The sequence below is a fragment of the Pseudomonas batumici genome (genome assembly GCF_036585405.1).
Lineage (GTDB): Bacteria > Pseudomonadota > Gammaproteobacteria > Pseudomonadales > Pseudomonadaceae > Aquipseudomonas > Aquipseudomonas batumici.
Genome location: NZ_CP144470.1, coordinates 5813847 through 5835738, shown reverse-complemented (window position 1 = coordinate 5835738; position 21892 = coordinate 5813847). Strand labels below are relative to the sequence as shown.

The 21892-nt window shown below is 59.3% G+C and carries 32 protein-coding genes and 1 tRNA gene; 5 read left to right on the top strand and 28 right to left on the bottom strand.

Going from position 1 to position 21892, the window contains the following annotated elements; translation table 11 throughout:
• Window position 1 precedes the first annotated feature (1 nt).
• The 23 genes from NUH87_RS26795 to NUH87_RS26685 form a co-directional block, all read right to left on the bottom strand.
• Window positions 2-688 carry a phage tail protein gene (locus NUH87_RS26795; protein ID WP_338523363.1) on the bottom strand — a complete coding sequence of 229 codons (687 nt, stop codon included), beginning with the start codon at window positions 686-688 and terminating at the stop codon, window positions 2-4.
• Window positions 688-1023, bottom strand: coding sequence for a head-tail joining protein (locus NUH87_RS26790; protein ID WP_338523362.1), 336 nt, complete (start codon window positions 1021-1023; stop codon window positions 688-690). Before NUH87_RS26790 ends, NUH87_RS26795 begins: the two co-directional genes overlap by 1 nt.
• A gap of 235 nt (window positions 1024-1258) precedes the next feature.
• Window positions 1259-2338 carry a major capsid protein gene (locus NUH87_RS26785; protein WP_338523361.1) on the bottom strand — a complete coding sequence of 360 codons (1080 nt, stop codon included), beginning with the start codon at window positions 2336-2338 and terminating at the stop codon, window positions 1259-1261.
• 87 nt (window positions 2339-2425) lie between these two features.
• Window positions 2426-3121, bottom strand: a complete 696-nt coding sequence (locus NUH87_RS26780; protein ID WP_338523360.1) for a head decoration protein — start codon at window positions 3119-3121, stop codon at window positions 2426-2428.
• 27 nt (window positions 3122-3148) lie between these two features.
• Window positions 3149-3799, bottom strand: a complete 651-nt coding sequence (locus NUH87_RS26775; RefSeq protein ID WP_338523359.1) for a hypothetical protein — start codon at window positions 3797-3799, stop codon at window positions 3149-3151.
• A 24-nt stretch (window positions 3800-3823) separates the two neighbouring features.
• Window positions 3824-4702 carry a S49 family peptidase gene (locus NUH87_RS26770; protein ID WP_338523358.1) on the bottom strand — a complete coding sequence of 293 codons (879 nt, stop codon included), beginning with the start codon at window positions 4700-4702 and terminating at the stop codon, window positions 3824-3826.
• A complete protein-coding gene (locus NUH87_RS26765; protein WP_338523357.1) occupies window positions 4702-6354 on the bottom strand; it encodes a phage portal protein in 1653 nt (550 codons plus the stop codon). The genes NUH87_RS26770 and NUH87_RS26765 overlap by 1 nt, the downstream gene beginning before the upstream one ends.
• The gene (gene gpW / locus NUH87_RS26760) at window positions 6354-6623 is read right to left on the bottom strand and encodes a gpW family head-tail joining protein (RefSeq protein ID WP_338523356.1); all 270 of its coding nucleotides are present in this window, start codon (window positions 6621-6623) and stop codon (window positions 6354-6356) included. The genes NUH87_RS26765 and gpW overlap by 1 nt, the downstream gene beginning before the upstream one ends.
• Before the next feature lie 39 nt (window positions 6624-6662).
• A complete protein-coding gene (locus NUH87_RS26755) occupies window positions 6663-8804 on the bottom strand; it encodes a phage terminase large subunit family protein (RefSeq protein WP_338523355.1) in 2142 nt (713 codons plus the stop codon).
• The gene (locus tag NUH87_RS26750) at window positions 8737-9342 is read right to left on the bottom strand and encodes a hypothetical protein (RefSeq protein WP_338523354.1); all 606 of its coding nucleotides are present in this window, start codon (window positions 9340-9342) and stop codon (window positions 8737-8739) included. The genes NUH87_RS26755 and NUH87_RS26750 overlap by 68 nt, the downstream gene beginning before the upstream one ends.
• Before the next feature lie 150 nt (window positions 9343-9492).
• Window positions 9493-10122 carry a hypothetical protein gene (locus NUH87_RS26745; RefSeq protein WP_338523353.1) on the bottom strand — a complete coding sequence of 210 codons (630 nt, stop codon included), beginning with the start codon at window positions 10120-10122 and terminating at the stop codon, window positions 9493-9495.
• Window positions 10123-10131: 9 nt separating this feature from the next.
• On the bottom strand, window positions 10132-10473 hold the full coding sequence (locus NUH87_RS26740) for a hypothetical protein (RefSeq protein ID WP_338523352.1): 342 nt from the start codon (window positions 10471-10473) through the stop codon (window positions 10132-10134).
• A complete protein-coding gene (locus tag NUH87_RS26735) occupies window positions 10470-10733 on the bottom strand; it encodes a hypothetical protein (RefSeq protein ID WP_338523351.1) in 264 nt (87 codons plus the stop codon). The genes NUH87_RS26740 and NUH87_RS26735 overlap by 4 nt, the downstream gene beginning before the upstream one ends.
• Window positions 10730-11050: a peptidase M48, Ste24p gene (locus NUH87_RS26730; RefSeq protein WP_338523350.1), complete on the bottom strand. Its 321-nt coding sequence runs from the start codon at window positions 11048-11050 to the stop codon at window positions 10730-10732. The genes NUH87_RS26735 and NUH87_RS26730 overlap by 4 nt, the downstream gene beginning before the upstream one ends.
• 69 nt (window positions 11051-11119) lie before the next feature.
• A tRNA-Met gene (locus NUH87_RS26725) sits at window positions 11120-11196 on the bottom strand.
• A gap of 107 nt (window positions 11197-11303) precedes the next feature.
• Window positions 11304-11867: a hypothetical protein gene (locus NUH87_RS26720; protein ID WP_338523349.1), complete on the bottom strand. Its 564-nt coding sequence runs from the start codon at window positions 11865-11867 to the stop codon at window positions 11304-11306.
• A 3-nt stretch (window positions 11868-11870) separates the two neighbouring features.
• Complete coding sequence (locus NUH87_RS26715; protein WP_338526965.1) at window positions 11871-12191, bottom strand: hypothetical protein; 321 nt, start codon at window positions 12189-12191, stop codon at window positions 11871-11873.
• Between the two features lie 75 nt (window positions 12192-12266).
• Entirely contained in the window at window positions 12267-13562 is a 1296-nt protein-coding gene (locus NUH87_RS26710; protein WP_338523348.1) for a site-specific integrase, read from the bottom strand.
• Window positions 13559-13768 (bottom strand): hypothetical protein, encoded by a 210-nt coding sequence (locus tag NUH87_RS26705; protein ID WP_338523347.1) that lies wholly within the window; start codon window positions 13766-13768, stop codon window positions 13559-13561. Before NUH87_RS26705 ends, NUH87_RS26710 begins: the two co-directional genes overlap by 4 nt.
• Window positions 13761-14039, bottom strand: a complete 279-nt coding sequence (locus tag NUH87_RS26700; protein ID WP_338523346.1) for a hypothetical protein — start codon at window positions 14037-14039, stop codon at window positions 13761-13763. Before NUH87_RS26700 ends, NUH87_RS26705 begins: the two co-directional genes overlap by 8 nt.
• On the bottom strand, window positions 14032-14718 hold the full coding sequence (locus NUH87_RS26695) for a replication protein P (protein ID WP_338523345.1): 687 nt from the start codon (window positions 14716-14718) through the stop codon (window positions 14032-14034). The genes NUH87_RS26700 and NUH87_RS26695 overlap by 8 nt, the downstream gene beginning before the upstream one ends.
• Complete coding sequence (locus NUH87_RS26690) at window positions 14718-15470, bottom strand: DnaT-like ssDNA-binding domain-containing protein (protein WP_338523344.1); 753 nt, start codon at window positions 15468-15470, stop codon at window positions 14718-14720. The genes NUH87_RS26695 and NUH87_RS26690 overlap by 1 nt, the downstream gene beginning before the upstream one ends.
• On the bottom strand, window positions 15470-16129 hold the full coding sequence (locus NUH87_RS26685) for a phage antirepressor KilAC domain-containing protein (RefSeq protein ID WP_338526963.1): 660 nt from the start codon (window positions 16127-16129) through the stop codon (window positions 15470-15472). The genes NUH87_RS26690 and NUH87_RS26685 overlap by 1 nt, the downstream gene beginning before the upstream one ends.
• 160 nt (window positions 16130-16289) lie before the next feature.
• Here NUH87_RS26685 and NUH87_RS31390 point away from each other — a divergent pair, with 160 nt between their 5' ends.
• Window positions 16290-16808, top strand: a complete 519-nt coding sequence (locus tag NUH87_RS31390) for an ECs1072 family phage-associated protein (RefSeq protein WP_422393885.1) — start codon at window positions 16290-16292, stop codon at window positions 16806-16808.
• Window positions 16809-17106: 298 nt separating this feature from the next.
• Here NUH87_RS31390 and NUH87_RS26675 read toward each other — a convergent pair whose 3' ends face one another.
• The 5 genes from NUH87_RS26675 to NUH87_RS26655 are packed head-to-tail and all read right to left on the bottom strand — an operon-like array spanning window position 17107 to window position 18507.
• Entirely contained in the window at window positions 17107-17355 is a 249-nt protein-coding gene (locus tag NUH87_RS26675; protein ID WP_338523342.1) for a hypothetical protein, read from the bottom strand.
• 20 nt (window positions 17356-17375) lie between these two features.
• On the bottom strand, window positions 17376-17735 hold the full coding sequence (locus NUH87_RS26670; RefSeq protein ID WP_338523341.1) for a hypothetical protein: 360 nt from the start codon (window positions 17733-17735) through the stop codon (window positions 17376-17378).
• Window positions 17736-17787: 52 nt separating this feature from the next.
• Complete coding sequence (locus NUH87_RS26665; protein ID WP_338523340.1) at window positions 17788-18009, bottom strand: hypothetical protein; 222 nt, start codon at window positions 18007-18009, stop codon at window positions 17788-17790.
• Between the two features lie 19 nt (window positions 18010-18028).
• Window positions 18029-18235 (bottom strand): hypothetical protein, encoded by a 207-nt coding sequence (locus tag NUH87_RS26660; RefSeq protein ID WP_110946441.1) that lies wholly within the window; start codon window positions 18233-18235, stop codon window positions 18029-18031.
• A 29-nt stretch (window positions 18236-18264) separates the two neighbouring features.
• Window positions 18265-18507: a transcriptional regulator gene (locus NUH87_RS26655; protein WP_338523339.1), complete on the bottom strand. Its 243-nt coding sequence runs from the start codon at window positions 18505-18507 to the stop codon at window positions 18265-18267.
• Window positions 18508-18607: 100 nt separating this feature from the next.
• Between NUH87_RS26655 and NUH87_RS26650 the strand changes: the two genes are divergently transcribed.
• The 4 genes from NUH87_RS26650 to NUH87_RS26635 all read left to right on the top strand — a co-directional run bounded on the left by NUH87_RS26650 (window position 18608) and on the right by NUH87_RS26635 (window position 21492).
• Window positions 18608-19342: an XRE family transcriptional regulator gene (locus NUH87_RS26650; protein WP_338523338.1), complete on the top strand. Its 735-nt coding sequence runs from the start codon at window positions 18608-18610 to the stop codon at window positions 19340-19342.
• Window positions 19343-19423: 81 nt separating this feature from the next.
• Window positions 19424-19786 carry a hypothetical protein gene (locus NUH87_RS26645; protein ID WP_338523337.1) on the top strand — a complete coding sequence of 121 codons (363 nt, stop codon included), beginning with the start codon at window positions 19424-19426 and terminating at the stop codon, window positions 19784-19786.
• Window positions 19779-20324 carry a hypothetical protein gene (locus tag NUH87_RS26640; RefSeq protein ID WP_338523336.1) on the top strand — a complete coding sequence of 182 codons (546 nt, stop codon included), beginning with the start codon at window positions 19779-19781 and terminating at the stop codon, window positions 20322-20324. Before NUH87_RS26645 ends, NUH87_RS26640 begins: the two co-directional genes overlap by 8 nt.
• A gap of 616 nt (window positions 20325-20940) precedes the next feature.
• Entirely contained in the window at window positions 20941-21492 is a 552-nt protein-coding gene (locus NUH87_RS26635; RefSeq protein ID WP_338523335.1) for a DUF1566 domain-containing protein, read from the top strand.
• Window positions 21493-21892 lie beyond the last annotated feature (400 nt).

Sequence of the window (21892 nt, the reverse complement as noted above, 5' to 3'; positions counted from 1 at the left end):
ATTACTCCTGCGGAAATTCGAACATGAGACCGCCTTCTGCTCGCCCATCAGGACCAACAGTGCGCGGAGCCGGTGTAACAGCGCCAGCGAATGGCGGGTTGGGATAGGTGCCCGTGGGGTCGGCGACGTTGATCAGATCGGCGGTGACATTGACCTCGGTCAGCGGCACGATGGGTTGAACGACGGCGGCGGCCACCGGGTCGAACGGCGGCTCGTCTGCCGCCCCTTCGAGTGGATAGAAGTCCTCGGGGCCCTGGTAGAACTCCATACCGACATCCATGACCAGTTCGCCAAGGTGCTGCTCGCCTTCACCATCCTCATGCATCTGGGAGCGAATGAAGGGGAACTGTTGCAGCCTGCTCATCAGTGGCGGGAAGTTGATCAGCGCCCTTTCAATCTGGCGCTGCATGGCTTCCAGTGCCAGGATCATCGCGCCAGCCGCGGCGTTTTTCGGGAGCGCTTTGAGCTGCAGCCGAGCGCTGATCCGGATCGTTGCCGTCACGGTGAATTGCGGTCCGCCCTGACGACCCAGCGACTCCTTGTCTTCCTCTGGCGCATGTAGCCAGATGATGGGGTAGCTACCGTTCCAGGTCGGCCAGGTCCTGGCCGCGAAAACATTGTTGCCGGCCGCCGTCCCCGCCTTGAGTGCCTCGGCGGCGATCTGCCGTAGTTCGGAGGTGGTCGCCATTACATTTCACTCAGCATGAGCTTGGCCCAGCCGTGGCTGTCGGGGCGAACTTCGATCACCAGATAGCGCTGGGCAATGCTCGGGATATAGACCTCGTCGTCCTGGGCAGGAGGCTCCAAAAAGGTCGAGAGCCGCACGCCCAGCACAGGTTGTGTCGAGGTAACGCCCACCAGCGGATCGACCAGCTCAACCTCACGATAAGCCGAATCGAACACACCATCGATGGGATAGGCCACTCGGCCAGCGGGGTAGAACATCACCTTCCCTTCCGGGCGCTGACCTTCTCCGAAGATGGTTTCCAGCGGCGCCAGCACCAGGCCGTCCCAATCGATCATTAGGCAATCCTCACCCCAGGGCCGGACGACACTCGGATGTGCGGGCCCACCTGCGGTTTCTCCACAACATCCCCATCAACCAGAAATCCTTGGCGAGTCAACACCTCGGCTTCGGTAGCGGGAACCTTGACGGTTTCGCCTTCCCGACGCGATTTTTTGTCGACGCCCACCACGGTACGACCTCTAGCCACAATGGCCTCCACGACAGAGGCCCCCGCTCCTCCAGGGGCGGCCATCAGCTTCCGCTCGCCGGGGTGCAGACCTTGGCGGCCAGGCAGGCATTGACGCGACTCGGGATAACCAGCGGCGAGCTCTGCATCAGCAGGATGCGCTGGGCTGGGTCGTTCTCAACCCAGGTCTTGGGCGCGTAGGACAGCGACTGATAGTTGAAATTCGGGTCCAGGATGGTGCCGAAGGCGCGGGTTCCCATCAGTTGCGCGCCGGACATCAGCATGTAGCCATCAGGCAGCATTGGCTGCTCGACGCCGTTTTCGTCGATATACCAGTCGTTGTACAGCCACAGGTCGTACTGACCCCAGCGCCCCTTGTACACGGCGCCCGGAGCGATCTGCGGGCCGATGTTGATGTTGCCGGACTCTCCTTGTTTCGGGAAGAAGATGGCGCCAAACACTTTCTCGTCATTGGAGAAGGTCCGCCAGGCCGAGGTGGTGAACACCAAGTCCGCGGCCTGGGCCCCCGACAGTTGGAGCATCAGGGTCTGCCATTCCTCAATGTTGTTGGCCGGTACGGTGTCGCGACCCGCGGCGTTGAAGTTGGCCTTGATGCCCCACTGGCTGTTGCCGGTCAGGGCAATCGACAACTGGCCGTCGCGACCGAAGTCCACCACCTCGGTTTCAAAGCCTTCCCCGGAGACGGTGACGCGACCGGTCAGCATGGCCGAGGCCGCCATCCATTCCAGACGCCGATCCAGCATGTCGATCTGGTCGGCCATCTCGAACGCGACGTTGGCCATCTCGCGTTCGCCGGCGGTCATCTCGCCGCCGCCGATGCGCTCACCGATGTGGCGCATGACCGGCTTGCGCAGGTCCGGCGCGCGCTTGTCCTTGATATATGCGGGCTTGTAGGTGTTGGTCTGGTACTTGCGCTGTTCGACCAACTTGCCCTGCACCAGTGGACTGACGAAGGGCGACATGCGGCGCAGGCCGACATCGATGTCGATCGCGACGAATTCGGTTTGCGAGTTGACGATGTTCGGAAAGAACCGGTCGAGCAGGAATTTCTGCGAACGCTTGAGCGTCGGTACGACCTGGATCAGGTCGGTGGTGCTGAATGGAAACGAACTGGCGGCAGTCATGGGCCTCTCCAAGCAAGGGATGCTAAATCCAGCTCACAAAAAAACCCGCCGGAGCGGGTTCTTGTGGGCAGTACGGTAGGGGCCGAATTACGGCGCGGAGTTGTTCGAAGGCGAATCAGACGAAATGGAGCTTTTGGCGAACATCCCGTAGGGGCGCATGGCGGACACCAGGCCCGGTAACGACCAGGAGGTATCGAAGATCAGCTTCGAGGCGTTGAACTCGCCCGCCAGATACCCACCAGCCGTGACAGGACCCAGGCTGGCATCAGCATCGTCTACCAGAATGGCGACTGGGTTCTGGCTGCCATCGGAAGCAGTACGGACGCACTGCACATAGGTGCCGACGGCATCGAACACGCTGATGGTGAAAGCGTCACCGACCACGAACGCCGTAGCGCCTGCAGTTAGGGTGAGGTTGATTTCAGCGCTCGTGAACGGCGTGCCGGCAGTGGCATTGCCGAGCACAACACCTTCCGGGTCGATGACGCTGAAGACGGTGGCCGAGGTTGCGGTAATGGTATAGATACCCACCTCAACCGCAGCGCCGACACTAATGCTTCCCAGGGTACCGTTACCGGTATTGCCCTGGGCCGCCGCTGCCTGGATCGGGTTGACGGTCTGCTGGCCGAGTACCGTGCCGCGTTTGAGAGTGCCGGAGCCAATCAGGATCGGTTGCGTCACCAGATTGCGCGCATCGGCGATCAGTTGATCCGGGATGTAGACCTGAGCCTGCACGCCGGGCTGTTGCGGGTTGTCACGAATGACGCTGGGGGTCAACGACATGTTGTCGATCTCCGTGGAGTGTTGGGGTTAGAGCGACTGCGCACGGGCGGCGGCAGCAATGATTTTCTGGGCGATCGGTGAAACCCCGGATGACTCATCGCCACCGCCGGCGCCCACGTGCGTGACGTTGGCGTCCTTCATGCGTTCGCCCAGACTGCCGCCACGCCCACCGGCGACGCGAGCTACGCTCAGGGCGCTGATGGCGGCGTCTGCCGACATGTTGGTGTCGAAGGCAAAGACGCAGGCCTGCTCGGGATTACCCGACCTCAGGCCGTGCGCAACGATTCGGGCGCAGCGGATGCGCTCCTGGGCGACGATGGCTTTTTTGGACTTGGCGTCTTTTTTGTCTTCGTCATCCTCCATGTCCTCGTCGTCTTCCTCAGCGCGCTTGGCCTTGCGCCCTTTCTTGTCCTCATCCTCCTCATCGTCTTCGGTTTCGCCCTTGGCGCGGCGCGACTTTTTGTCGTCATCCTCTTCTTCCGTGTCGTCATCGTCCTCAGCGCGCTTGGCCTTGCGACTTTTTTTGTCGTCTTCCTTGTCGTCCTTTTCCTCGTCATCCTCTTCCGCACGACGGGCATGCCTGGATTTTTCCTTGTCGTCTTCTTCCTCGGCGCGCGGGGAAATACCAAACAACTGGGCGAACGGCATGGCCGCACTCAGCTTTTTGCGAATGGTCATCGGTGAATCCTCTGAAGGTTGGTGCTAGGCCAGCTGAGAGAGCAGCGCCCGGAAAGCGGCGTCGGGCGCCGCAACAGCGTCAGCCAGGCCAGCCTCAACTCCGGCAGCGCCGAGAAAGGTTCCAGCCTGGGTTGCGCGGACCTTGCTGGCCGCGATGTTTCGGTTACGGGCAACCGTCTCGACGAACAGTTCGCCCATGGTGTCGATGTCCGCTTGGAACCGCGCCAGGGCATCCGCCGACAGCGGGATTTCTGAGTGTCCGTCTGCCTTTCGGTCACCATAAGTGATGAAAGTGACCTCAATTCCGGCCGAGGTCAGGGCCTTGGAAAAGTCGACATGCATGCAGATCACGCCAATGGACCCGGTGCCGCCCGTGCGCGGCACGTAGATGCGGTCCGCTGCACTGGCAATGGCATAAGCCGCTGAGTAGGCCGACTCGTTGAGAATCGACCAGATCGGCTTGTCGCCACGAGCGCTGTAGATGGTGTCCACCAGATCGAAACAGCCAGCGACCTCACCGCCAGGTGAATCGACATCCAGCACGATGGCGCTGACTTTCGGGTCGAGCAGGGCCGTGAGAAAGGCCTGGCGCAAGCCGTCGTAGCCGGTCATACCGCTCCAGGGCCGGAGAGTCCCAGTCTTCTGCACCAAGGTGCCGTGCACCTGAATGATGGCTATGTCGCCGACCAGGTCGTAACCGGTGTCGCGGGCCTCCCGGTCGGCATAGCTGTAGCCGTCGCCCTCAAGGGCCAGGGGCGTCAGGTCAACGGCATCACCGCTGACCCGCATCATCCGGCCGATACCCAGGCGCTCGGCCAGGGCGGCCATGATGACCTCGGCCTTTTCTGGGCGAATCGCCACCGGCACATTGAAAAGCCGCTGCGCAAGGTGTCCAAAGTGCATTAGGTAGGCCTCGGTTTCTGTATGGCGTCGTCCGCCGTGGTGTAGCCGCCTGGGATCTGCATGCCAGCCCATGTCGGGGCCGGGATGCCGAGCTCCTTGAACTTGTCGATTTCGCGCTTGCGCTGCTCGAGCACTTCCTCGTAATCCAGGCCCTGTTCCATGCACTCCTGTTGCAGGGTGGACAAGCCCGCATCCATACCGAGGACGGCGCCCTGTTTCTCGGCGACAGGATCGATCCAGCCGCGGGCCGGTCCCATCCATTCGGCGCGTGAGTACATGCCACGGCACTCCATAAACGCCGGAGCGCCATGTGGCAGCGGGTAGTCATCAATCTCCATGGATTCCTCCATGAAGCAGCCCAGCACCGGCTGCGCGGTGTTGGTGGCGAAGTCGTTGCGGCGGCGCGTCAAGGTCTTGAACGCCTCCAGCAAGGCGCCGCGCGCTGAGCTGTAGTTGGTGTCGGACCAGTCGTGCGACATCTGCTGAGCTGACAGGCCGGTGGCCGAGGCGAAGTTGCGCAGGAACGATTTCTCGAAGCCGGCGAAGTTCGCATTGGGCCGGGTGGCCGTGACGGCGTTGATTTTCTCGCCCGGGAATAAGATTGGCAGTCGAGATTCGCCGAGCATGGTCCGGCGGTCTTCGTGGTAATCGGCGCGCTGGTCCTGGTACCGGGATAGATCAGCATCGTCACCGATGGCATCGCCGACCAGAGAGTGGTCAAACGGACTCTCGATATAGGCACCGAAAATCGAGTTGATCACCGCCGCATCCAGTTCCACCGCGTCGTACTTGGCCAGCATCTTCATGCGCTGCAAGATCGGCGCGAAGATGCCAGAACCGCCGCGATGCTGAGAGGCCCGATCATGGTCGTAGTCATGGATGATGACCGGCCGCCCCCATTCAGTTTCCCGCGGGATTTCCTCCCAGGTCACGCTGTCGGCAGCGGCCCACCAGTCGCCCTGATGGGCCTTGCGAATCCAATAAGCCTTGGCGGCGCCGAACTGATCGAGCACGACGCCCCCGCGGGTGGTGTCGGAGTCGAACCGCTGTTGTGGATTGCTCAGACGGTCCGGATCGATCAGTTGCATGGCCGTGGCATAGCGCGCCCTGCCATACCCCACGCGCTCAGGAATCCAGCAGGCCTGCACTAGGGAATCCCCCTCGACCAGCTTGTGCCGGAAGCCCAGGCGCATCATTTGAGTGATAGTCAGAGAGCGCTGTGCATCACAATAGCGCCCACTGTCAAAGGCCCAGGTCCGGTAATTGGCCGTGGCCACCTGGGCGAATTCGTGGGCCCAGGTGGCATCGAATACCTTGTTGCCCGTATGTGCTGCCAGGGCGCGCCAGTCCGGCTTGATCAGAGGCCGGAAATGACCGCCGATAGCGTTGTCGAGAATTCGCGTGACCGCACCAGAGGCCCAGCCATCGTTGCGCACCAGGTCACGGACACGAGAAACGATCCGGTCCCGGTACATGTTGAGGTCGCCGTCTGGTGACCCCAAATACGGGCGCCAGCCAGATACGTGCTCACCGTAGATATCAGCGGCGTCGTACGGGACGTTGCCACCCGGCGCCAGCATCTTGCCCCGGCTCGGCCGCATGGGCTGGATCGGCTTGCCGTCGAGCCCCACAATCGATACGGGATTATTCATCACTTAAATCCAATGCGGATGGGCTGACGCGGCCGACAAACGATGCCGAGCTGTTTCTGGAGCATCATGATGACGTTCGCGAGTTGAGCGAGGTTTGCGCGGGTATAGGTGATGCTTTTCGAGCCATCGCCCTGGGTGTAGGTCGCGCTTTCGACCTTGCCGCCGGCGGAAAGCTGCAGGTAAGCCTGTTGGGCGCTTTCCAGCGATGTCTGCAACGACGCGCGCGGAATGCCCGCCAACAGGTTGCTGGTTGGTCCGTAACGGCTCATAGGGGTGACTCCGGGTGATCCCCGCCGAAACGGGGATATCTAGGCCAACCGTCTGGTTAGCGATTTCTTTTTGTCGGGCGTGGTCTGGATGACCCTGGGCCCAGCGGCAACAGGTGCTGTGGTCTCTGGCGGGACAATGTCGTCCTGAGGTTCAGTCTCTGGCCGAGCCACCGGAATGCCAATCGAGGCATTGACCTCTTCGGCACGCTTGTTGAGTTTGATGCCCATGTGCAGCAGCCCGCAGAGCGCGGCATAGCCATATACGCGACAGTCCAATCCCTCGTTGGCACGTCCTGGTCGAGGCTCCCATACCCGGTACTTCACACCACCTGTCACCTTGACGATGGAGCGTTCGGCGGTGAGCTGGGCGAAGTAGTTGATGTCACGACTGACTGGAAAGTGCATGTAGCCAGGACCTGGCTTGTCCTTCATCAGACGAGTGGTAATGGTGTCCTTGGCGGCGTTCACCCCCAGCATCACCGGGCGGTAAGTCGCCTTGCTGCGCCGGCTTGGGACTTTGGTAGGCCAGACAGGAGAGCGCTTGCCGTTGCGGGCGGACTCGCCCTTAACGGCCCATATGCGTCTCCCAATGCGAGCCTTGCAGAAGCCATACACTGCCTGAGTGTGGTGGCCACCCGAGTCGAAACAGGCAGCCATCACCGGGAAGGCATAGCCGTCAGCGCGGTACCAGATCCGCTTGAGGTAAGCGTCGAGCAGCGCCTGTACGTCGGGCTGATCGAATTCGCCGTCAATGACGTGATAGTCAATCGACCAGGACTCCTCATTAACACCCCAGCCGATGACCTCCATCTCAAGCCGGTAGTCCTGGCAGTCGATGCCGACTGTGATTAGCGCAACGCCGTCGGGAACTTCGGCCGCCCAGACCTCGCAGCGAGCGGCCAAGGCCTCGATCTGAATCTCACGCCCGGAGTTCTTCCGATAGGGCAAGCCCAGCTGGGTGTTGTAGAACGCCAGCTTCATGTCTTCGTCGTCACCGCAGGCCAACCATTTGCGAGCGATATCCGATGGCTTGTCCTTCGACCATGGACTATAGAGCTTCGAGGCGGTGAACCCGGCATGCTCGTTGTCCACTGGGTGACTGCCGCAGGTTGGGCAGCGCGCCAGATATACCGAATGCCGCGGGCTCTCGGATAATGTCCAGACCCGAGCCACCGCACCTTCACGCAGCAGGTTCCAGGCCGCGTCGTATTGCTCAAGCGGCTGATGGCGATCACCGCAGCAACTGAACGGCTTGGTCTGATGCCAGCGGATGCTACGCAAAGCCTTGAGGCGCTCGCCTTCCGACCACTCACAGCCACAACCCTCGCAGTACATGCGTGCCGTCTTCGGCAGGTGGGCTCCGGTTTCCGGGTCCTTTTGCCAATGGACATGCTTGAAAAAATCCGGAAACTGCCGGTGCCCACACCCTTGGCACTCCAGGGAGGCGCGGCGCTGGTCGGAAGCCAGAAAGCTTTTTTCAATTCGAGACTCGTCCTCGACGGTCGGCGAGCACGCGCGCACTGACAGCCAGTTGGCGCCGAAACTCGCCGTGCGCTCTTCGGCCAGCATGATCGGATCACCCTCGCGGGTGATCGGATATTTGTCGACCTCGTCGCTCAGCAGAATGCGAATCGGGCGGCGGGCCAGGTTATCCGGACTGCCCGCACCGGCCAGTGCCAGGAAGCCGCCAGGGAAAGCCTTGTACAACAGCGTTTCATCCGATGACCGGGTCTTTCCGGTGCCGACGATCTCGCGCAGGACTGGAGTTGTCCGAACCAGGGGGCTGATACGCTCTTTTGAGAACTGTTCGGCGGCCGCCTCCTTGGGTTGTAACAACAGCATCGGACATGGGTCCAGGTGAGCGAAGTAGCCGAAGATGTTTTCTAGCAGCGCCGTCTTGAGCAGCTGGGTGCTGACCATCACCGTGATGACATGCACGCCAGCCTCGGTTACGGCCAGCATCGGGCCTCGGGCGACCTCGACCGTCGAGGTTTCCCAGTTGCCCGAGATTGCGCCGGCCTCCTTCGCCAGGCGCCGGTAACGGTCAGCCCAGTCGGGGACGGTGATGCGTGGCGGCGGCGTCCAGCCCTGGCGGTAGGCCAGGCGCAGGCGGTCAGCTTTCGCTAACGAACTCGACCTCACTTTCCGGTGTACCGAGTTGACTGATGTGTTTGTGGACATACTCCGTCAATGCTCCAACCACACGATCAGCCTCAAGGCCGAGATCGGCGGCGAGAAGCGGCCCCACACGGGTAGGCCAATTGAGCCAGGCATCACGCGATGCCCGGGCCTGTTCAAATAGGATTTTCTCGGCGACCTCCAGATCAACCAACGAACCTGACTTTTGTTCGTACTCGAGCTGGCGCAGCAGCGCCAGGTAGTTCTCTTTCCGTCGCAGCGCTTCGGCGTAGTCATGGGAGGCCACGCCGCCGCTTTCGAGCAGTCGAGCGGCCTGCACTTCCAGAGTTTCACCGTCGATCTCATCGACCTGCGAACTGCGACCCCTTGAGTGCGAACTGCGAACCCCTGGGTTCGCATTTTGGTCCGCTGGGTTCGCACCCTTGGCGTTACCTTCCCGCCAGCTACTTCCAACGAGATCTGGATTGATCGAGCCGTCGTCGAAAGCCGCGAGCCTGTTGAGCTTCAGCGCTTTTCTGACGAGCGTGTCGGACACACCTTCGCGGCGCGCAAACTCGCGAATGGAGACACCTTGCTTCATGGCTCGAACTCGGGTGCGAACACCTTTAGGACTTCATAGCTGGGGCTGCACCGGGGCGCGCAATGCCCTCGGTGCAGGAATGCTCAGGAGGGACCCATGACCAGGGGGGGGGCGGAAAGGCACCCTGCACCATCGTGGCGCACCACCCCATTACCGGGCCGAGAGGATCGCCTTGCCTATTGCCGACCCAAGCACGGCATTGAACCGTCGATCAATCAGCGCCTTGGCGCGACTGCGGTAGTTCAACCGTTTGGTCACAGCAACCGCGTCACCGAAACGAATCAGCAGCTTCAAGTGAGCTGGCTGTTTCTTCTTTGCTGGTATGCGCTGCCAGACACCATTGACGGTGCCTGACTTTGCTTTGATCGGCCCAATGAAAATATCCCTTCGAGCCTTCAGTCGTTCCAGCACCTTGCGGGGCAACTGGCCGTATTGATCGAGCTTGATGTTCTTCGGGTTGAAGAGCGCGCGGCCAGCCAGAACATGGTCGCCGCCGTCTTCGTAGGGCTCGAGGTACTTCGCGGCAATCGGCCTGACGAACACGATTGCTGTGAGCGTGTCCTTGCGAGCGCCTTGCATGCCCACCGACTTCTGGGTGAATGGCTTGGGCTTCTTGAAGGTGGAGGCGATGTTCTGGATCTCATCGGCCTGCACTTCCTTGGCTATCGCGGTCAGTGCCAAGGCCGTGGCGAATGGCATTTGCTTGTAAGCAAAGGCAGATAGCGCCTTGGATATCTCCTTGACGTTTCCGCGCACGGAGATATCGAAGGGACCAGACATGATCAGCCCTCAAACCGCTTTCTTGGCCAGGGCGACAGCCTCATGCCAGTACGCAGGCAGTTTGTGACCGATAGCCTCGAGGATGCCTTCGAGTTTTTCGATCACATCGGGCGCCGGAGCTTCCTGGTCACTCTCTGCCGGTGCAGCGGCAACGCTCGGCTTGGCGGCCACTTGGGTATTGGCAACATCAGCAACTACCTGAGAAGTGTCAGCCCCCAGTGATTGCAAGGTGGGCTGGGTGGTCGCCAGGACGCCGGACTGGATCAGATCATCGGGCATTTTTGAATCCTCATTTTGAGTTGCGGCCAAGCGGCCGGAGAACCAGGCGAACAGCCATTTGAAGGCGATCATCTGAGAATCTGCTGGAACACGTAGTCCCGTCTTGCCCAGGCGTACAAGACAACACCTGCATGTAGCATCACGGTGAACGAGCTCACGCACTGCCCGTGCAGCGCCTCGACGAAGCTGCCAAACGCGGCGATCGCGACCAGGTAGAACGAAAGGCTCAGCAGCGGCTGGTCGACCGGGCGAATCTTGCGCAGATACTCGACGGCGGCCGTCATGACCAGGGCGCACAGGAGGGCATCGACTGACACAAGGATGATGTTCATGGGCCAGTTGCTCCTGTAGAGCCGAACTTGCCAGCCAAGGCTTTCAGGCCCGGGATGATATTCATGGCCAACAAGCCTATGAGGAAGGCGACCCCGTACTGAATCGCTCCGTCGGCTGGCAGAGCGAAGTAGTGCAATGCAAGTGGCGTGGTGAAGACCGAAGAGGCGAAGCCAGTAAAGAACGCACTGGCAGCCTGCTTCCTGGTCAGCCCTTGCAAGAAGGTCAACGAAAGGAGCGCACCAGCAAAGCCCGCGATGAACGCGCCGTACTTCACAAGCAGCATGCTGCCTACCGTGGTGCTTGCCGGCTCAGCCATGGGTATCTCCAGGGAATAAAAAAGGCTGCCAGTGGGAGCAGCCAAACGCGGCGAGGAGCAGCGAAGGATTGGTTGCGAGGGATGGATTCGAACCACCGATCTCCGGGTTATGAGCCCGGCGAGATAGACCACTTCTCCACCACGCAAAATGCAGGCACAAAAAAAACCGCTCAATGGCGGGTTTTTTCGTCGACTCTCATAACGCGCAAGATCGACATGATGGGGTTAATTTACAGCCACTCTGCCAGCAAGGTCAAGCCGCATCGATAAAGATTTCCTCATGGTCAAAAATCTCCGTCGCATGCACCACTGCCGCCTCCTCAAGCATTTCTAGGCGCTTGTGAATCCCGGCCCTCCAGCGATGCCGGGTGCGCTCCGGCGAGCCGTCAGTATCCCAGGTATTCATGTCATAGAACCCAGGCGGCAAGACAATCATGTCCGTCGAACGCTTTCCAGTTTGGGCGCCGCGCAGCTTCGGAATGGCCCATGCGGTCAGCGCCTTATAAACGAACAGCTGAGGGGCGGGAGAAGTCATTCGACTGACAAGCCGTCCAATCGCCGCGACCTTATTCGCTTTATGCGTTGAGTATTTGGCCACTAAGACGTCCCAGTGGCCCGGGGTCAGCTCTCGGTGCAACAGCGCGTATAGACAGCAGTCGTAGTCGAACTTGTCGCGAACAGAGATTGAGCTACCGGTACCGCCGTGGTTCAAATCGGCATCAATCAGCCTCTGCCAGGATTGCTTCGTGCTGTTGTCGATGTTGTCCGCCGCAAGCACCCGGACCAAGGTCCCCATCACGTCTTTATAGATCCCCATCCCTCAATCCCCTGTGTAGTTGGTGCCGCCGGCGCCCAGGCGGTTGTTCTGCTCGTACTGCTGCTGAGGCCCTAATGAGGCCCTCTGTAAATTGCGGAGAGCCCTTTCGGCGCCCTGGAGCCTCAAGCTGAGTTGAGGCACAAGCGCTTCAAGCGACAATGCATGACCTGTAGCCGCCTCCACCCATCCGGACGCGTTGCATGCAACACACGCCAGGTCGTGGAAAATCCCCCTGATAAATGCTCGACCATGACACTCCAGGCAGTGGCGCAACTCTATTTTTTGAGCGCTGAAAGCAGGACCGGAGCTTTTGGTCCACCCCACAATAGGAATTTCAACCCGATCAGTCGCGATATCAGTCCCGCCGACGAGGTGCTGGGAAGTTCTTTTTTCCATGTTTTAAACCTCGCCCTTAACAAATTGTGGAATCGACTCGCAGGCCCCGCCATTCAGGGCGTCTACGAGGTTTTGCGAATCTTCATATCTAACGCCTGTCTGCGCGTGGATTACCCTGAGGCCACGCTCATCTAACCAGTTGTGCCACTTCACCAGGGCCAGCCGGCGCTGCTCCTTGGCCTGGGTGTTGATGTAGGTGGAAGCGATCTTGCCCAGCGAGTGGTTGAGCAGCATCTCGCCGATGTGCCCGTCGACACCAAGGTCGGTCCACGCCGTCCGGGCCACCTTGCGCAAGTCGTGACTGGTCCAGGCACCCTGACCCAACCGAGTAAACACGGCGCAGGCCTGGTTATCGCTCAGCGGCTTGCCGCGGCGTGATGGGAACAAAAATGGCCCCTCATACCCCTGGGCGGCCTGGCGATCACGGTAGCGGCGCAGCAGCGCGCAGACCTGGTCAGTCAGTGGCACACGAAGTTCGGTCTTGGTCTTGGTGTGCTCCGCCGGCAGAAACCACTCACGTTCCGGCAGCGTTATGTCTGCCCAACGGGACTGACGGGTCTCGCCGATCCGGGTGCCGTGGCAGAGCATCATCAAGGCCAGCATGGCGTCACCCGGCGTGCTGTCGAAGCGCTCAGCCAGTAGCGCAACCAGTTCCGGCAACTGGACATCACGCAGTCGTGCCGGCTTGGGCAGGATGCGCGCCGTGGTGAAGTTGCTGAATTTGAGTTCGGCCATCGGGTTGAGGGGAATCAGGTCCAGCTTACGGGCCTGACGGAAAGCCATCGCAAGCAGGCGGAACAGCTGCTGAACGTACGACAGCGACAGTTCTTCCTGCGCCGGCCACATTAGCGACTTGTCCAAGGTCTGCGCGTTCACGTCACAGAGCAGCAAATCATTCAGGCGCGGCTTGAGCTGGCAGCTGATCGCGGACTTGATGGCCGCCCGGCGCTTCTCGGAGAGTGCCCGCGACTTGGCCATGCGATCACCGAACCAGTCGAGCAGCTCACCAACGGCCACCCAGCCCGAAACGCTGGCCGCGCCGTCGGCAGCCACGCGCAAGCGAACCGCGGGCAGAGCCGCAATTACCTGCTTGGTGTTCAGGTCGGGGAAGGCGCCGATGCGGTGCCATTGGCGCTTGTTCAGCAGGTACCAGGAACCGCGGGTGCGATTCTTGGCGAACCGAAAGTGCAGTGCCGGGTGACTGGCGTCCCGCAGGTCGCGAACATGTTCAAGCTTCGCGTTGCGCACGATCTCGGCATCTGACAGCTTCACGGTCAGGGTTTTGATCTTGGTGTTCAAGAATCGCCCTCCTTGGGGGCAAGGAGGTCAACGACCTCGAAAGTGGTGGGCCACATCCAGGCGCCGTACCTTTTGGCCATAGCTTCATCGGCGAACAACGCCAGGGCGTGGTCGGGCATACCGCTCAGATCAACCTTGAAAGAGCAGCAGAACACCGCATAGCGGTATTGATCGGGGTTCGGAACAGCCAGGCGCCGGTCAGTCACGAGGCACCTCCTTGTCCAGGGCAGCAGCAAGCAGACTGCGAGCCCTGGCGATCTCGCCGCAGGTGTGCTGCTCCCAGTCCGTGGCATCGGAGATGTGAATGAGCCCCTTGAGCGATTTGCGCAGCGCCTCGTTCTCGGCGATCAGGGCCAGGACTGTATGAGGCTTGGCGGCATGCGCGAAGCCTGCTTGGTTAAGCGCGTGCATCTTCCAGTTTGGCGCAACGGTATTTGCAGCCGCGGCCAGCCTCTTCAGTTCGCTATAGTCAGTCACAGCTGCGCCCTCCGAGACACGCCCTGAGTCGGGCCAGGGCATCGTTACCGACCTCGGGCGTGATTCGGCCGTCAACCCGGGCAGGCAATGCCTTGGGCATAGCCTGGAGCGGTAGCCCATCGAGCAGGCGGCGAATGGTGATCGTGTAATTCCGCTCGAACAGCTTCAAGCTCAGCGCAGTGTCGAGCTTGTTCAGACTTTCAAACCCGCACTCCTTGGCTGCGTGCCACACTGCGTCATGGGACCAGTTGCCCTGGCCGGCCATGCTTGGGTGAGCATTCCGGCACGCCTCCCGGTGCGCACTGGACAGGGATGGCAGGCCGAGCATTTCAGGGGTTGGCTTGCACCACTCGATAAACTGGCCCGGGCTCGGGATGAAGTCCGAGACCTGTTTGCGAGCGCGTGCCATGCCGAAGTCGACCTGACCCTGAGAACACACTCCCTCGTCGAGGAAAGCCTGCATCCATTGCACTTTCGCAGCCTGGTAGGTTTCCTTGTCGGGCCACGCCTGGCGCCAGGCTGACCGGATCAGGCGCAGCTCCTTGAACAACTCGTTGATGGCCCCGGCCATTTTCCGGCGCCCATCATCCACTGGAGAGGCGCGGTCGTCCGCCGGGATGAACTCGCCCGCGCCAGGACTTGACCACAGGTTTTCAGCAACCACCGATACTTGCTTCATCACGACTGCACCCCGTTCTGCCATTCGGTATCGTCATCATCGAAGTCCGAGGCAGCCGCTGGCTTCTGGCGGATCGGGGTCACGTTTGATGCGGCGACGCGGGCCTTATCGTTGCTCACCCATTTGACGAGCATGCTCACCCACTCCGCCTGCGTGTTGACCTGGTGCTGGGGCTCGTAGTGGCCGGTGAAGGCTATGCGGACTTCCTCAGTAAACAGGTCAAGCGGCAATCCGCGGTGGTAGGCGTAGGTTTTCAGCAGGGTTTCGTCAGGCACCCAGGTCAGGGTCATTTCGCTGGGCATGCGCGGGTCGATGGCGTCCTGCGCAGAGAGAGGGTTTTGATCTTCTCTTCTCTTCTCTTCTCTAGGTAACGCATTAGTAACGCTGTTAGCGTTACTTTTACCGTTGGTAGCCTTATGGTTGGCTGCGCGCTTTGCTCCGAGAGACCTATTTTTAGCGGTCTTTCCGTTGTGCCGGTCAAAGTGCGGGAGGCTGATCACCCCATCGACATCAATCATCCATCCGACCGATTTCATGTGTTCGCAGAAACCGGTAACACCGACGAGACGGTCGAGTAACTTTTTGCTAACGCTCGGAGCGTTACCTTTTTCAGTTTGCTGATCGAACCAACCCCACACGCGCATCAACTTGCCGATGACCGCATCAAGGTCGATGTCCGCCAGGTCCGCGATCTGGCAGACCTCGGGCTTGTCCAGGGTGGTAAGTTCGAATTTGATCCAGTCGCCGGCCATTACAAAGCCTCCTGAATGACTGTTGCGAGATGGGCGATGCCTTTGCGGGTGACCATGACCTGCTCGATCACCTTGAGTTCTTCCTCGGTACCGTGGCCCACCTTCACTAGCTTGTGCTCGAGCAGTCCTGCAGTGAGGCGCGGCTGATAGGCAGACCATGCGGCGAAACTGGTGCGGCGGTAGATCCAGCGGTTGTCGCTCATCCACTTGAAGAGTGTCAGAGGACCAATGCCCAGTTGCTTGGCAGCAGAGGTAATGCAGATCGATCCATGGGTGCCAGCCAGGCGCTCAAGCGCTTGGACCTTTGGCGCCTGCTGCTGGATGACTTGCTGAAGCCGCAGGTTTTGTTCAGCCTGGTCAGCAGCGAGCCGAAGGGCCTCGGCAAAGCTGGTGGGGATTTGCACCTGGCCGACCACCTTAGACTCCAACTCCTGCCACCGGTCGATCACGCGAGCGCGGTGCTCGTCGCTGTAGCCGGCCACAACAAGATGGGTGTCGCGCTCGATCAGGTCATAGACTTCGGTTGGCCGGCCGCCAGTGGACTCTCTGCGGGTTTTACGAGTTGATCGTAAAAGCCCTTTGTTGAAGAGGCGCTCGATTGTCGACACGACATCGTTGTGTCTCGCCTCGACCAAATCCGCGATCTCGCGTGACGACATAGTGTGTCGCGACACATTCTGCGCTCCAGCAAAAAGTGTCGCGACACGATGGGTATTGCCAGGGGTAGCTGTCATGTTCATAATGGCCCCACAGTGTTTTGCAAGTTGTTGAAGAAGCCGCCCTGCCAGGCGGTTTTTTTGTGCCTGAAATTCAGGCGCTATGGATGTCCGGCGCTTCCGTGGTAGCTTTTGGCTTCCACACGAAAAGGCCTCGGAGGCCGGACAAATGAACGATATACGGGAGCGTTACTGGAACTTTTTCAACACAATCAACAGTCAGGTCGAAGCGGTCCGAGGTGGGCCTGGAATGGATCTCGCTGACATCAACAAGATAAAAAACAGGTCGTATCAGATATACCGAATGGAGATTTACCTGCGCGATTACAGAGCCAAACACGCGCATCCGTGGGAGTCGCTTACAGGAGTCAGGGCAGCTCACCACCGGATACTCGCGAAGTTTCATTGGCCGATCCCTGCTATTGAGATGCTGACGGTTGAGCAGATTTTTTTTGCTCTTCATGACGACATAGCGAATCATCCAATAGGTCCTGCCGCGGAGCAGGCGCTGGCGAATTACGGCTTTCCTGATATGCCCACTGGAGACTCTCTTCAGGGATTTCTGGAAAAAGAGTGGCTGCCTGAGATAGCAGCCCGGCTGCTTCCAAAAGCTCATCTTTAGCCACTTCAAACCGGCGCTGCGCAATCGGCGCCGCTTGCTGGTAGCGAGCACTGTCGACTTGAAGCTCAGCGATCCTGCTTATCTGTCCAGCAATATCGCGGAGGTACTTCGAAAACTCTGTGGCGCTCAGATTTCCCGGATGAACGAAAGGCTTTTCGCCCAGGATCACTTCAGCGCTTCCGTCTTCTTTGATTGCCTTGGTTGTCATGCCCTTCTCCACATGCATTCGGTTGTGTTTGCTCAGGCCCTTATTAGGTGCCAGGCTCTGCCGTAGTGACCCTTATTAGGGGCCGGCGTGTTACGTCTCAGGGAAAATCGAAACCACGTTTTCTGCCTGCGCCTCTTGCACAAAATGAGCAGCGAGACGGCTCAGCAGGGATGCTCTATCTGCTGCAAGGCGAGCAGCACTGCGCCGCTCGACTGCGCGCTCTGCAGCATCCAAGATTTGGTCTTCCAACTGCTCCATGTCGATGCCAGCCTCAGCAGCCCAGCGTTCAAGCCCTTCCCTTTCTTCCTGCTTGTACTGCTCCACTTTCACCACGGACATGACGCCCCCTTGCGGCCTAATCAGGCGCTGAATTTTTTATCGCCGAACAGCGACAGTTGCTCATGCTTGAGCTTGAGTGCGAGCGCCTGACGCACGAGGTCATGAACCAACTCGCGCGGCTGCATGTTCAATGTGCGGGCCAGCTCACGCAGGGCCGGGAAGTTGTCCAGCTCCCCGCCTTCAAGCTCCTGGTCATCCACCAAGGGGAAATACCCGTGCGCCTGCTTGAACTGCAAAGCTGCCAGGGTCAGTTCGCGGACGAGCGCCCCTGGCTGTATGGCCCGATCCTTCGCCTCTGCTTTGAGGTCGGCGTAGGCGTCGTCATTCAGGCGCGACTTCAGCTGGTGCGTATTGCGGTGAGTTTTATTGCCGTAGCTCATTGGGTATCCCCTGCAGTTCTGCGGTGCGCCTGGTTTGTGCCCGCGACCCGGGCTAATTCGGGTCTTTTTTGGCCCTGATTTGGCCCAGCCCTTTCGGTGGCCCATTGATGTCCACCAACTTCGCTTTTGGTCGTCCGGCAGAGGTGAGTCCACCCATAGCGATTCCCTCGATGACGATCTCTTCCATCGCCTGTTCAAAGGTCCAGCCGTTTGCAGCAACGAGCCCGTCCACCTTCTTTTGCGTGGCAGGGCTCAGGTGTTCGTACTCGAGCACTTGACCCTCCTTTGGCCCACTAGGCCGCGCTAGACTCGTTCCGGTCCTTCAGGAGTGCCTCGATAGCGCCGTTTTCCACGGCCCACTCCACCAGCAGGTAGAGAAAGGTCCCGTGCTGTTTTTCAGCGCGGATCGCTGATCGAGCGGTGATCTTCTCCAGGGTGCTGTTGAGGCTGACCTTGTGGCGCTTGTCGCGGCGATGCTCTTTGGGCTTGTCGTAGGCCATTGGTGAGGCTCCTTGGGTGTTCGAATGGGTTAGGCGGCTTGAGTCGAATTCGATGGGGTGCTGCGCAGATATGCCCAGTCGATATCAGGGCGAAGCTCTTCGCAGGTGACGACGGCTTTTGTCTGGCGATCAATGCTGATAGCCAGCGATGCGCTTGGCCGTCGGTGGCCATATGCGACCTGCTTCAGCTGCCCGACGCTGGTCTCGCAGGAAGCTGCCAATTCAGTGAGGGCGTCTTTGTCGAGCGGCTTAATAAATTCGTGCAGGTTCATTTGCACCTCCTTTGTCAGCCTCAAGATTAGCGTTTGCTAATGCATCACGCAATAGCAAACCGTAATTTACTGTTTGCTAACTGGTTGCGATGATTTGGGGATGGATATAAAACAGATGCGAATACATGCTTTGCGGGAGCTCATGGGGCCGATGTCCCAAAAGGAGTTTGCCGAAAGGCACAATCTTGATGCTTCCTACCTTTCTCAGCTCCTGAACGGACATCGGAGCTTGGGGGAAAAGGCCGCGGCAACACTTGAGACGAAAATCGGCCTTATGGCTGGAGCGCTTGTCACGCCAGTTATAGGAAAGGCAGTGGCGCTAGCCCTCTCCCAACCAAGGGAAATAGAGTCGAACGCCATTATGTTGGGCCCCATCGACGTATGGGACGACGACACGCCACTGGATGACGACGAGGTCTACGTGCCATTCCTCAAGGAAGTTGAGCTTTCGGCCGGCGGCGGCCGAAATATGGTTCAGGTTTCGCCCAAGCAAAAACTCCGGTTCGGCAAGATCACGTTGCGGCGCCAGGGCGTGCAGCCTTCAGAAGCGGTATGCGTGACCGTCAGTGGGAACAGCATGGAGCCGGTTTTGCCTGATGGAAGCACTGTAGGTGTCGATACAGGCACAACCGCGATCACCGACGGCAAGATGTATGCGGTAGACCATGGGGGGCAGCTCCGGGTCAAGACGCTATACCGGCTTCCAGGTGGTGGTATCCGCATGCGCAGCTTCAATCGCGACGAGCACCGGGACGAGGAATACACCGCCCAGGAGATGCTGGAGAAGGAAATCATCGTTCTCGGTCGGGTGTTCTGGTCTTCAGTGCTCTGGTAGGCGATCGCGTGATCTGGCGCGGCGGGGATTTGTAGAAGGCCCCAATAGAAGTGTTAGGCCTCAGCTGCTAAGGGAAAAGAAATGGCAGAAAATGATAAAAAACCGTCGTCACGACTGACAATGCACTCCATCGATCCTGATGACTTCATACGTTTTCTGGCAGAAAAAGCAGGTGATCACGACCCCTGCTGGGTATGCAAGGCCGATGACTGGGTGATCATGTGCGCTAACGATGGCCCGACCTACCGATTTGGAATTCCCTCCAGGAACGTTGAAAAAACCTTCTATGCTTCAGTCTTCATGTACTACTGCCAAAATTGCGGATTCTTGAGGCAGCACATATCAAAGGTGGTCAATAGTTGGGTGGAAGAAAACCCGGCAAATTTGGAGCTTGATCTGGGGGACGACCAAGGCGTCGAACATGAGGGCGGCGAGAATGTCTAAGAAGCAAGCTGGCGACAGTCACTTGTACCTTGTCGAAAAAACTCAGTACCACAAAGGTCTTGACAAGACTGACGTCGACTTCCGTGATGACAGTGCGCAAAAAGGGAGCGATACTCAAAAAATGAACGATATCACTCGCGAAGAATTCAATGCCAAGCTGGAGACCATCGAAGCCAAGATGGATGCTCGAGTCGAATCGGTTTCGTCAAAAATCGAGTCCTTTATGGCTGTGCAGGCTGAGCGGGACAAGCGCATGGAGGCCACGGTCAATCAGATATCAGCCAACCACAGCGAGCTGAAATCAAGCCTTGGCTCCATGAAAACCACCGTTATCGTTACGGCGGTCTCGACAGTGCTTGCGATTGTGATTGGGGTAGCATCATTCAATGCCACCCTGACCTCAAATATGTTTTCAGCTTTCCAGGCCGGGAAAAGCGAAGCGCCTACCCACTCCCAGCCTGTCATTCCCTCGCCCACACCAACGGCGGCTGCTCCCGCATCAGCTGCGCCACCCCCGACCCCAACACCAGCCAAATAAAGAAGCCCGGCCCAGCGCCGGGCTTTTTGTATCTGTCGTCCGCGGTAACTATTATCGCGATAACCTTTAAGTAAGACCGCGCCAGCCCAGGGCCTTTCGCTCCTACCCTTCCCGCCTGACACCTCCTGCACCTTCCCCATCGACCTGCACGCCTGCGGTTGACCTGCACCTGGCATTCACCCTTCCCAATCTGAACCATCCATAGGCCGCCACTGAGCGGATTTTTTGTGCCTGCGCAAAATAATTTAGCATTTGCTATTGCGTAATTATTTAGCAGTTGCTAATTTTACCCCATCGCAACACGGAACCGAATCAGGTGCCGGCTGCGAAGGCCCTCAAAAGGCCCCGCTCTTTGGTTTCACCCCTTGCCGGATCGACACCGGCCCAGCGTCACAGGCAGCGATGAACCGGCCTCAACGGTTCAGAAGGTTGGCAACTGACCCGGGTGCGCAGCGTAAAGCACCGCAATCAGTTATCCGGCGGACAGGGTTCGTGGTCGGAGAAACAACTTGAGATAGCCGGTGACCGACGCCAGTAGCGGGTCACGGCGGAAAGCATCACTGAAGCCAGTTCGCTGAACTGGCTTTGGGATGACAACCAACACAAGGGCATCGCAATGAGCGCACAACAGAAACTCACTCCCCCAGCAATCGGCGAAATCTGGCCAGGAAAGGGCGGTATCTACGGCGGTCTCCGCCAGTATCCAGAAGGCCTGTGCCACATAATCTTCGCTGTCGAGGACGTGCCTGGGCGCCACACCTACGGCGACTACGGCGTGAACGTCGATGCTGAGAGTCGCACTGATGGCCGCGCCAACACCCTGGCGCTGCTTGCCGCCATGCTGAAAGAGCAGCAAAGCGCAAATCGCTTCATTCACGATTTGCTGTCTCAGATCCCGGATGACCAGCGGAGCAAGCATCCCGCTGCCATCGCCGCTGCCAGCTACACCGCCGACGGCCACACCGATTTCTACCTGCCATCTATCGGTGAACTACACCACGGCTGGCAGTTCGCTCCTGAGTCGTTCAGCAGTGACTGGTATTACATATCGAGCACGCAGCGCTCCGCCAGCTACGCCTTCAGTCTGCTTTTCGTAGCTGGCCTTCAGCTCATCCACGACAAGTACCACGAGCTCCGCGTCCGCCCCGTCCGCAGATTCCTTCAGTAATTCATTTCTTCAATTCGACTCCCTGGCAGCCGGGAAAGACCGGCCCGATCACCTGCGTTCCGAGCAGGCTGCATTGGAATGTCGGCGCCCCATGAAAAAAGCTGATCCAGGCCAACTGTTTGTATGCGAACGGGAGGACGTAGTTAGGCATCTTGGTCAGGACCGACATTCCAATGCAGCTTCGATAGGTGACCACTGCCTTCCCAGTGAGCGAACGACAGGAGACGCCGCCATGATCAAGTAGCCAAAATAGAAGCCCTTCCCCATGAAGGCATCAGCGCTCACGTAGGGAGGTCTTCGTGACGCACAAAAGCCCGGGTTCGCCTGGGCTTTTTTACGCCTGCCGTTACCCGTCAGTACTCTTCCTTGCGCCCACCGGCACCCAGCAGGCGATCAGAGT

Excerpts from the sequence above, each read along its gene's own strand:
- NUH87_RS26795 (WP_338523363.1), bottom strand. The coding sequence starts at position 688 with ATGGCGACCACCTCCGAACTACGGCAGATCGCCGCCGAGGCACTCAAG.
- NUH87_RS26785 (WP_338523361.1), bottom strand. The coding sequence starts at position 2,338 with ATGACTGCCGCCAGTTCGTTTCCATTCAGCACCACCGACCTGATCCAG.
- NUH87_RS26720 (WP_338523349.1), bottom strand. The coding sequence starts at position 11,867 with ATGGGGATCTATAAAGACGTGATGGGGACCTTGGTCCGGGTGCTTGCG.
- NUH87_RS26735 (WP_338523351.1), bottom strand. The coding sequence starts at position 10,733 with ATGAACATCATCCTTGTGTCAGTCGATGCCCTCCTGTGCGCCCTGGTC.
- NUH87_RS26655 (WP_338523339.1), bottom strand. The coding sequence starts at position 18,507 with ATGAACCTGCACGAATTTATTAAGCCGCTCGACAAAGACGCCCTCACT.
- NUH87_RS26740 (WP_338523352.1), bottom strand. The coding sequence starts at position 10,473 with ATGATCGCCTTCAAATGGCTGTTCGCCTGGTTCTCCGGCCGCTTGGCC.
- NUH87_RS26685 (WP_338526963.1), bottom strand. The coding sequence starts at position 16,129 with ATGTCGTCACGCGAGATCGCGGATTTGGTCGAGGCGAGACACAACGAT.
- NUH87_RS26745 (WP_338523353.1), bottom strand. The coding sequence starts at position 10,122 with ATGTCTGGTCCCTTCGATATCTCCGTGCGCGGAAACGTCAAGGAGATA.
- NUH87_RS26660 (WP_110946441.1), bottom strand. The coding sequence starts at position 18,235 with ATGGCCTACGACAAGCCCAAAGAGCATCGCCGCGACAAGCGCCACAAG.
- NUH87_RS26670 (WP_338523341.1), bottom strand. The coding sequence starts at position 17,735 with ATGAGCTACGGCAATAAAACTCACCGCAATACGCACCAGCTGAAGTCG.
- NUH87_RS26730 (WP_338523350.1), bottom strand. The coding sequence starts at position 11,050 with ATGGCTGAGCCGGCAAGCACCACGGTAGGCAGCATGCTGCTTGTGAAG.
- NUH87_RS26690 (WP_338523344.1), bottom strand. The coding sequence starts at position 15,470 with ATGGCCGGCGACTGGATCAAATTCGAACTTACCACCCTGGACAAGCCC.
- NUH87_RS26755 (WP_338523355.1), bottom strand. The coding sequence starts at position 8,804 with ATGTCCACAAACACATCAGTCAACTCGGTACACCGGAAAGTGAGGTCG.
- NUH87_RS26650 (WP_338523338.1), top strand. The coding sequence starts at position 18,608 with ATGGATATAAAACAGATGCGAATACATGCTTTGCGGGAGCTCATGGGG.
- NUH87_RS26750 (WP_338523354.1), bottom strand. The coding sequence starts at position 9,342 with ATGAAGCAAGGTGTCTCCATTCGCGAGTTTGCGCGCCGCGAAGGTGTG.
- NUH87_RS31390 (WP_422393885.1), top strand. The coding sequence starts at position 16,290 with ATGGATGTCCGGCGCTTCCGTGGTAGCTTTTGGCTTCCACACGAAAAG.
- gpW (WP_338523356.1), bottom strand. The coding sequence starts at position 6,623 with ATGAGCCGTTACGGACCAACCAGCAACCTGTTGGCGGGCATTCCGCGC.
- NUH87_RS26770 (WP_338523358.1), bottom strand. The coding sequence starts at position 4,702 with ATGCACTTTGGACACCTTGCGCAGCGGCTTTTCAATGTGCCGGTGGCG.
- NUH87_RS26635 (WP_338523335.1), top strand. The coding sequence starts at position 20,941 with ATGAGCGCACAACAGAAACTCACTCCCCCAGCAATCGGCGAAATCTGG.
- NUH87_RS26695 (WP_338523345.1), bottom strand. The coding sequence starts at position 14,718 with ATGAAGCAAGTATCGGTGGTTGCTGAAAACCTGTGGTCAAGTCCTGGC.
- NUH87_RS26640 (WP_338523336.1), top strand. The coding sequence starts at position 19,779 with ATGTCTAAGAAGCAAGCTGGCGACAGTCACTTGTACCTTGTCGAAAAA.
- NUH87_RS26645 (WP_338523337.1), top strand. The coding sequence starts at position 19,424 with ATGGCAGAAAATGATAAAAAACCGTCGTCACGACTGACAATGCACTCC.
- NUH87_RS26775 (WP_338523359.1), bottom strand. The coding sequence starts at position 3,799 with ATGACCATTCGCAAAAAGCTGAGTGCGGCCATGCCGTTCGCCCAGTTG.
- NUH87_RS26765 (WP_338523357.1), bottom strand. The coding sequence starts at position 6,354 with ATGAATAATCCCGTATCGATTGTGGGGCTCGACGGCAAGCCGATCCAG.
- NUH87_RS26780 (WP_338523360.1), bottom strand. The coding sequence starts at position 3,121 with ATGTCGTTGACCCCCAGCGTCATTCGTGACAACCCGCAACAGCCCGGC.
- NUH87_RS26790 (WP_338523362.1), bottom strand. The coding sequence starts at position 1,023 with ATGATCGATTGGGACGGCCTGGTGCTGGCGCCGCTGGAAACCATCTTC.
- NUH87_RS26675 (WP_338523342.1), bottom strand. The coding sequence starts at position 17,355 with ATGTCCGTGGTGAAAGTGGAGCAGTACAAGCAGGAAGAAAGGGAAGGG.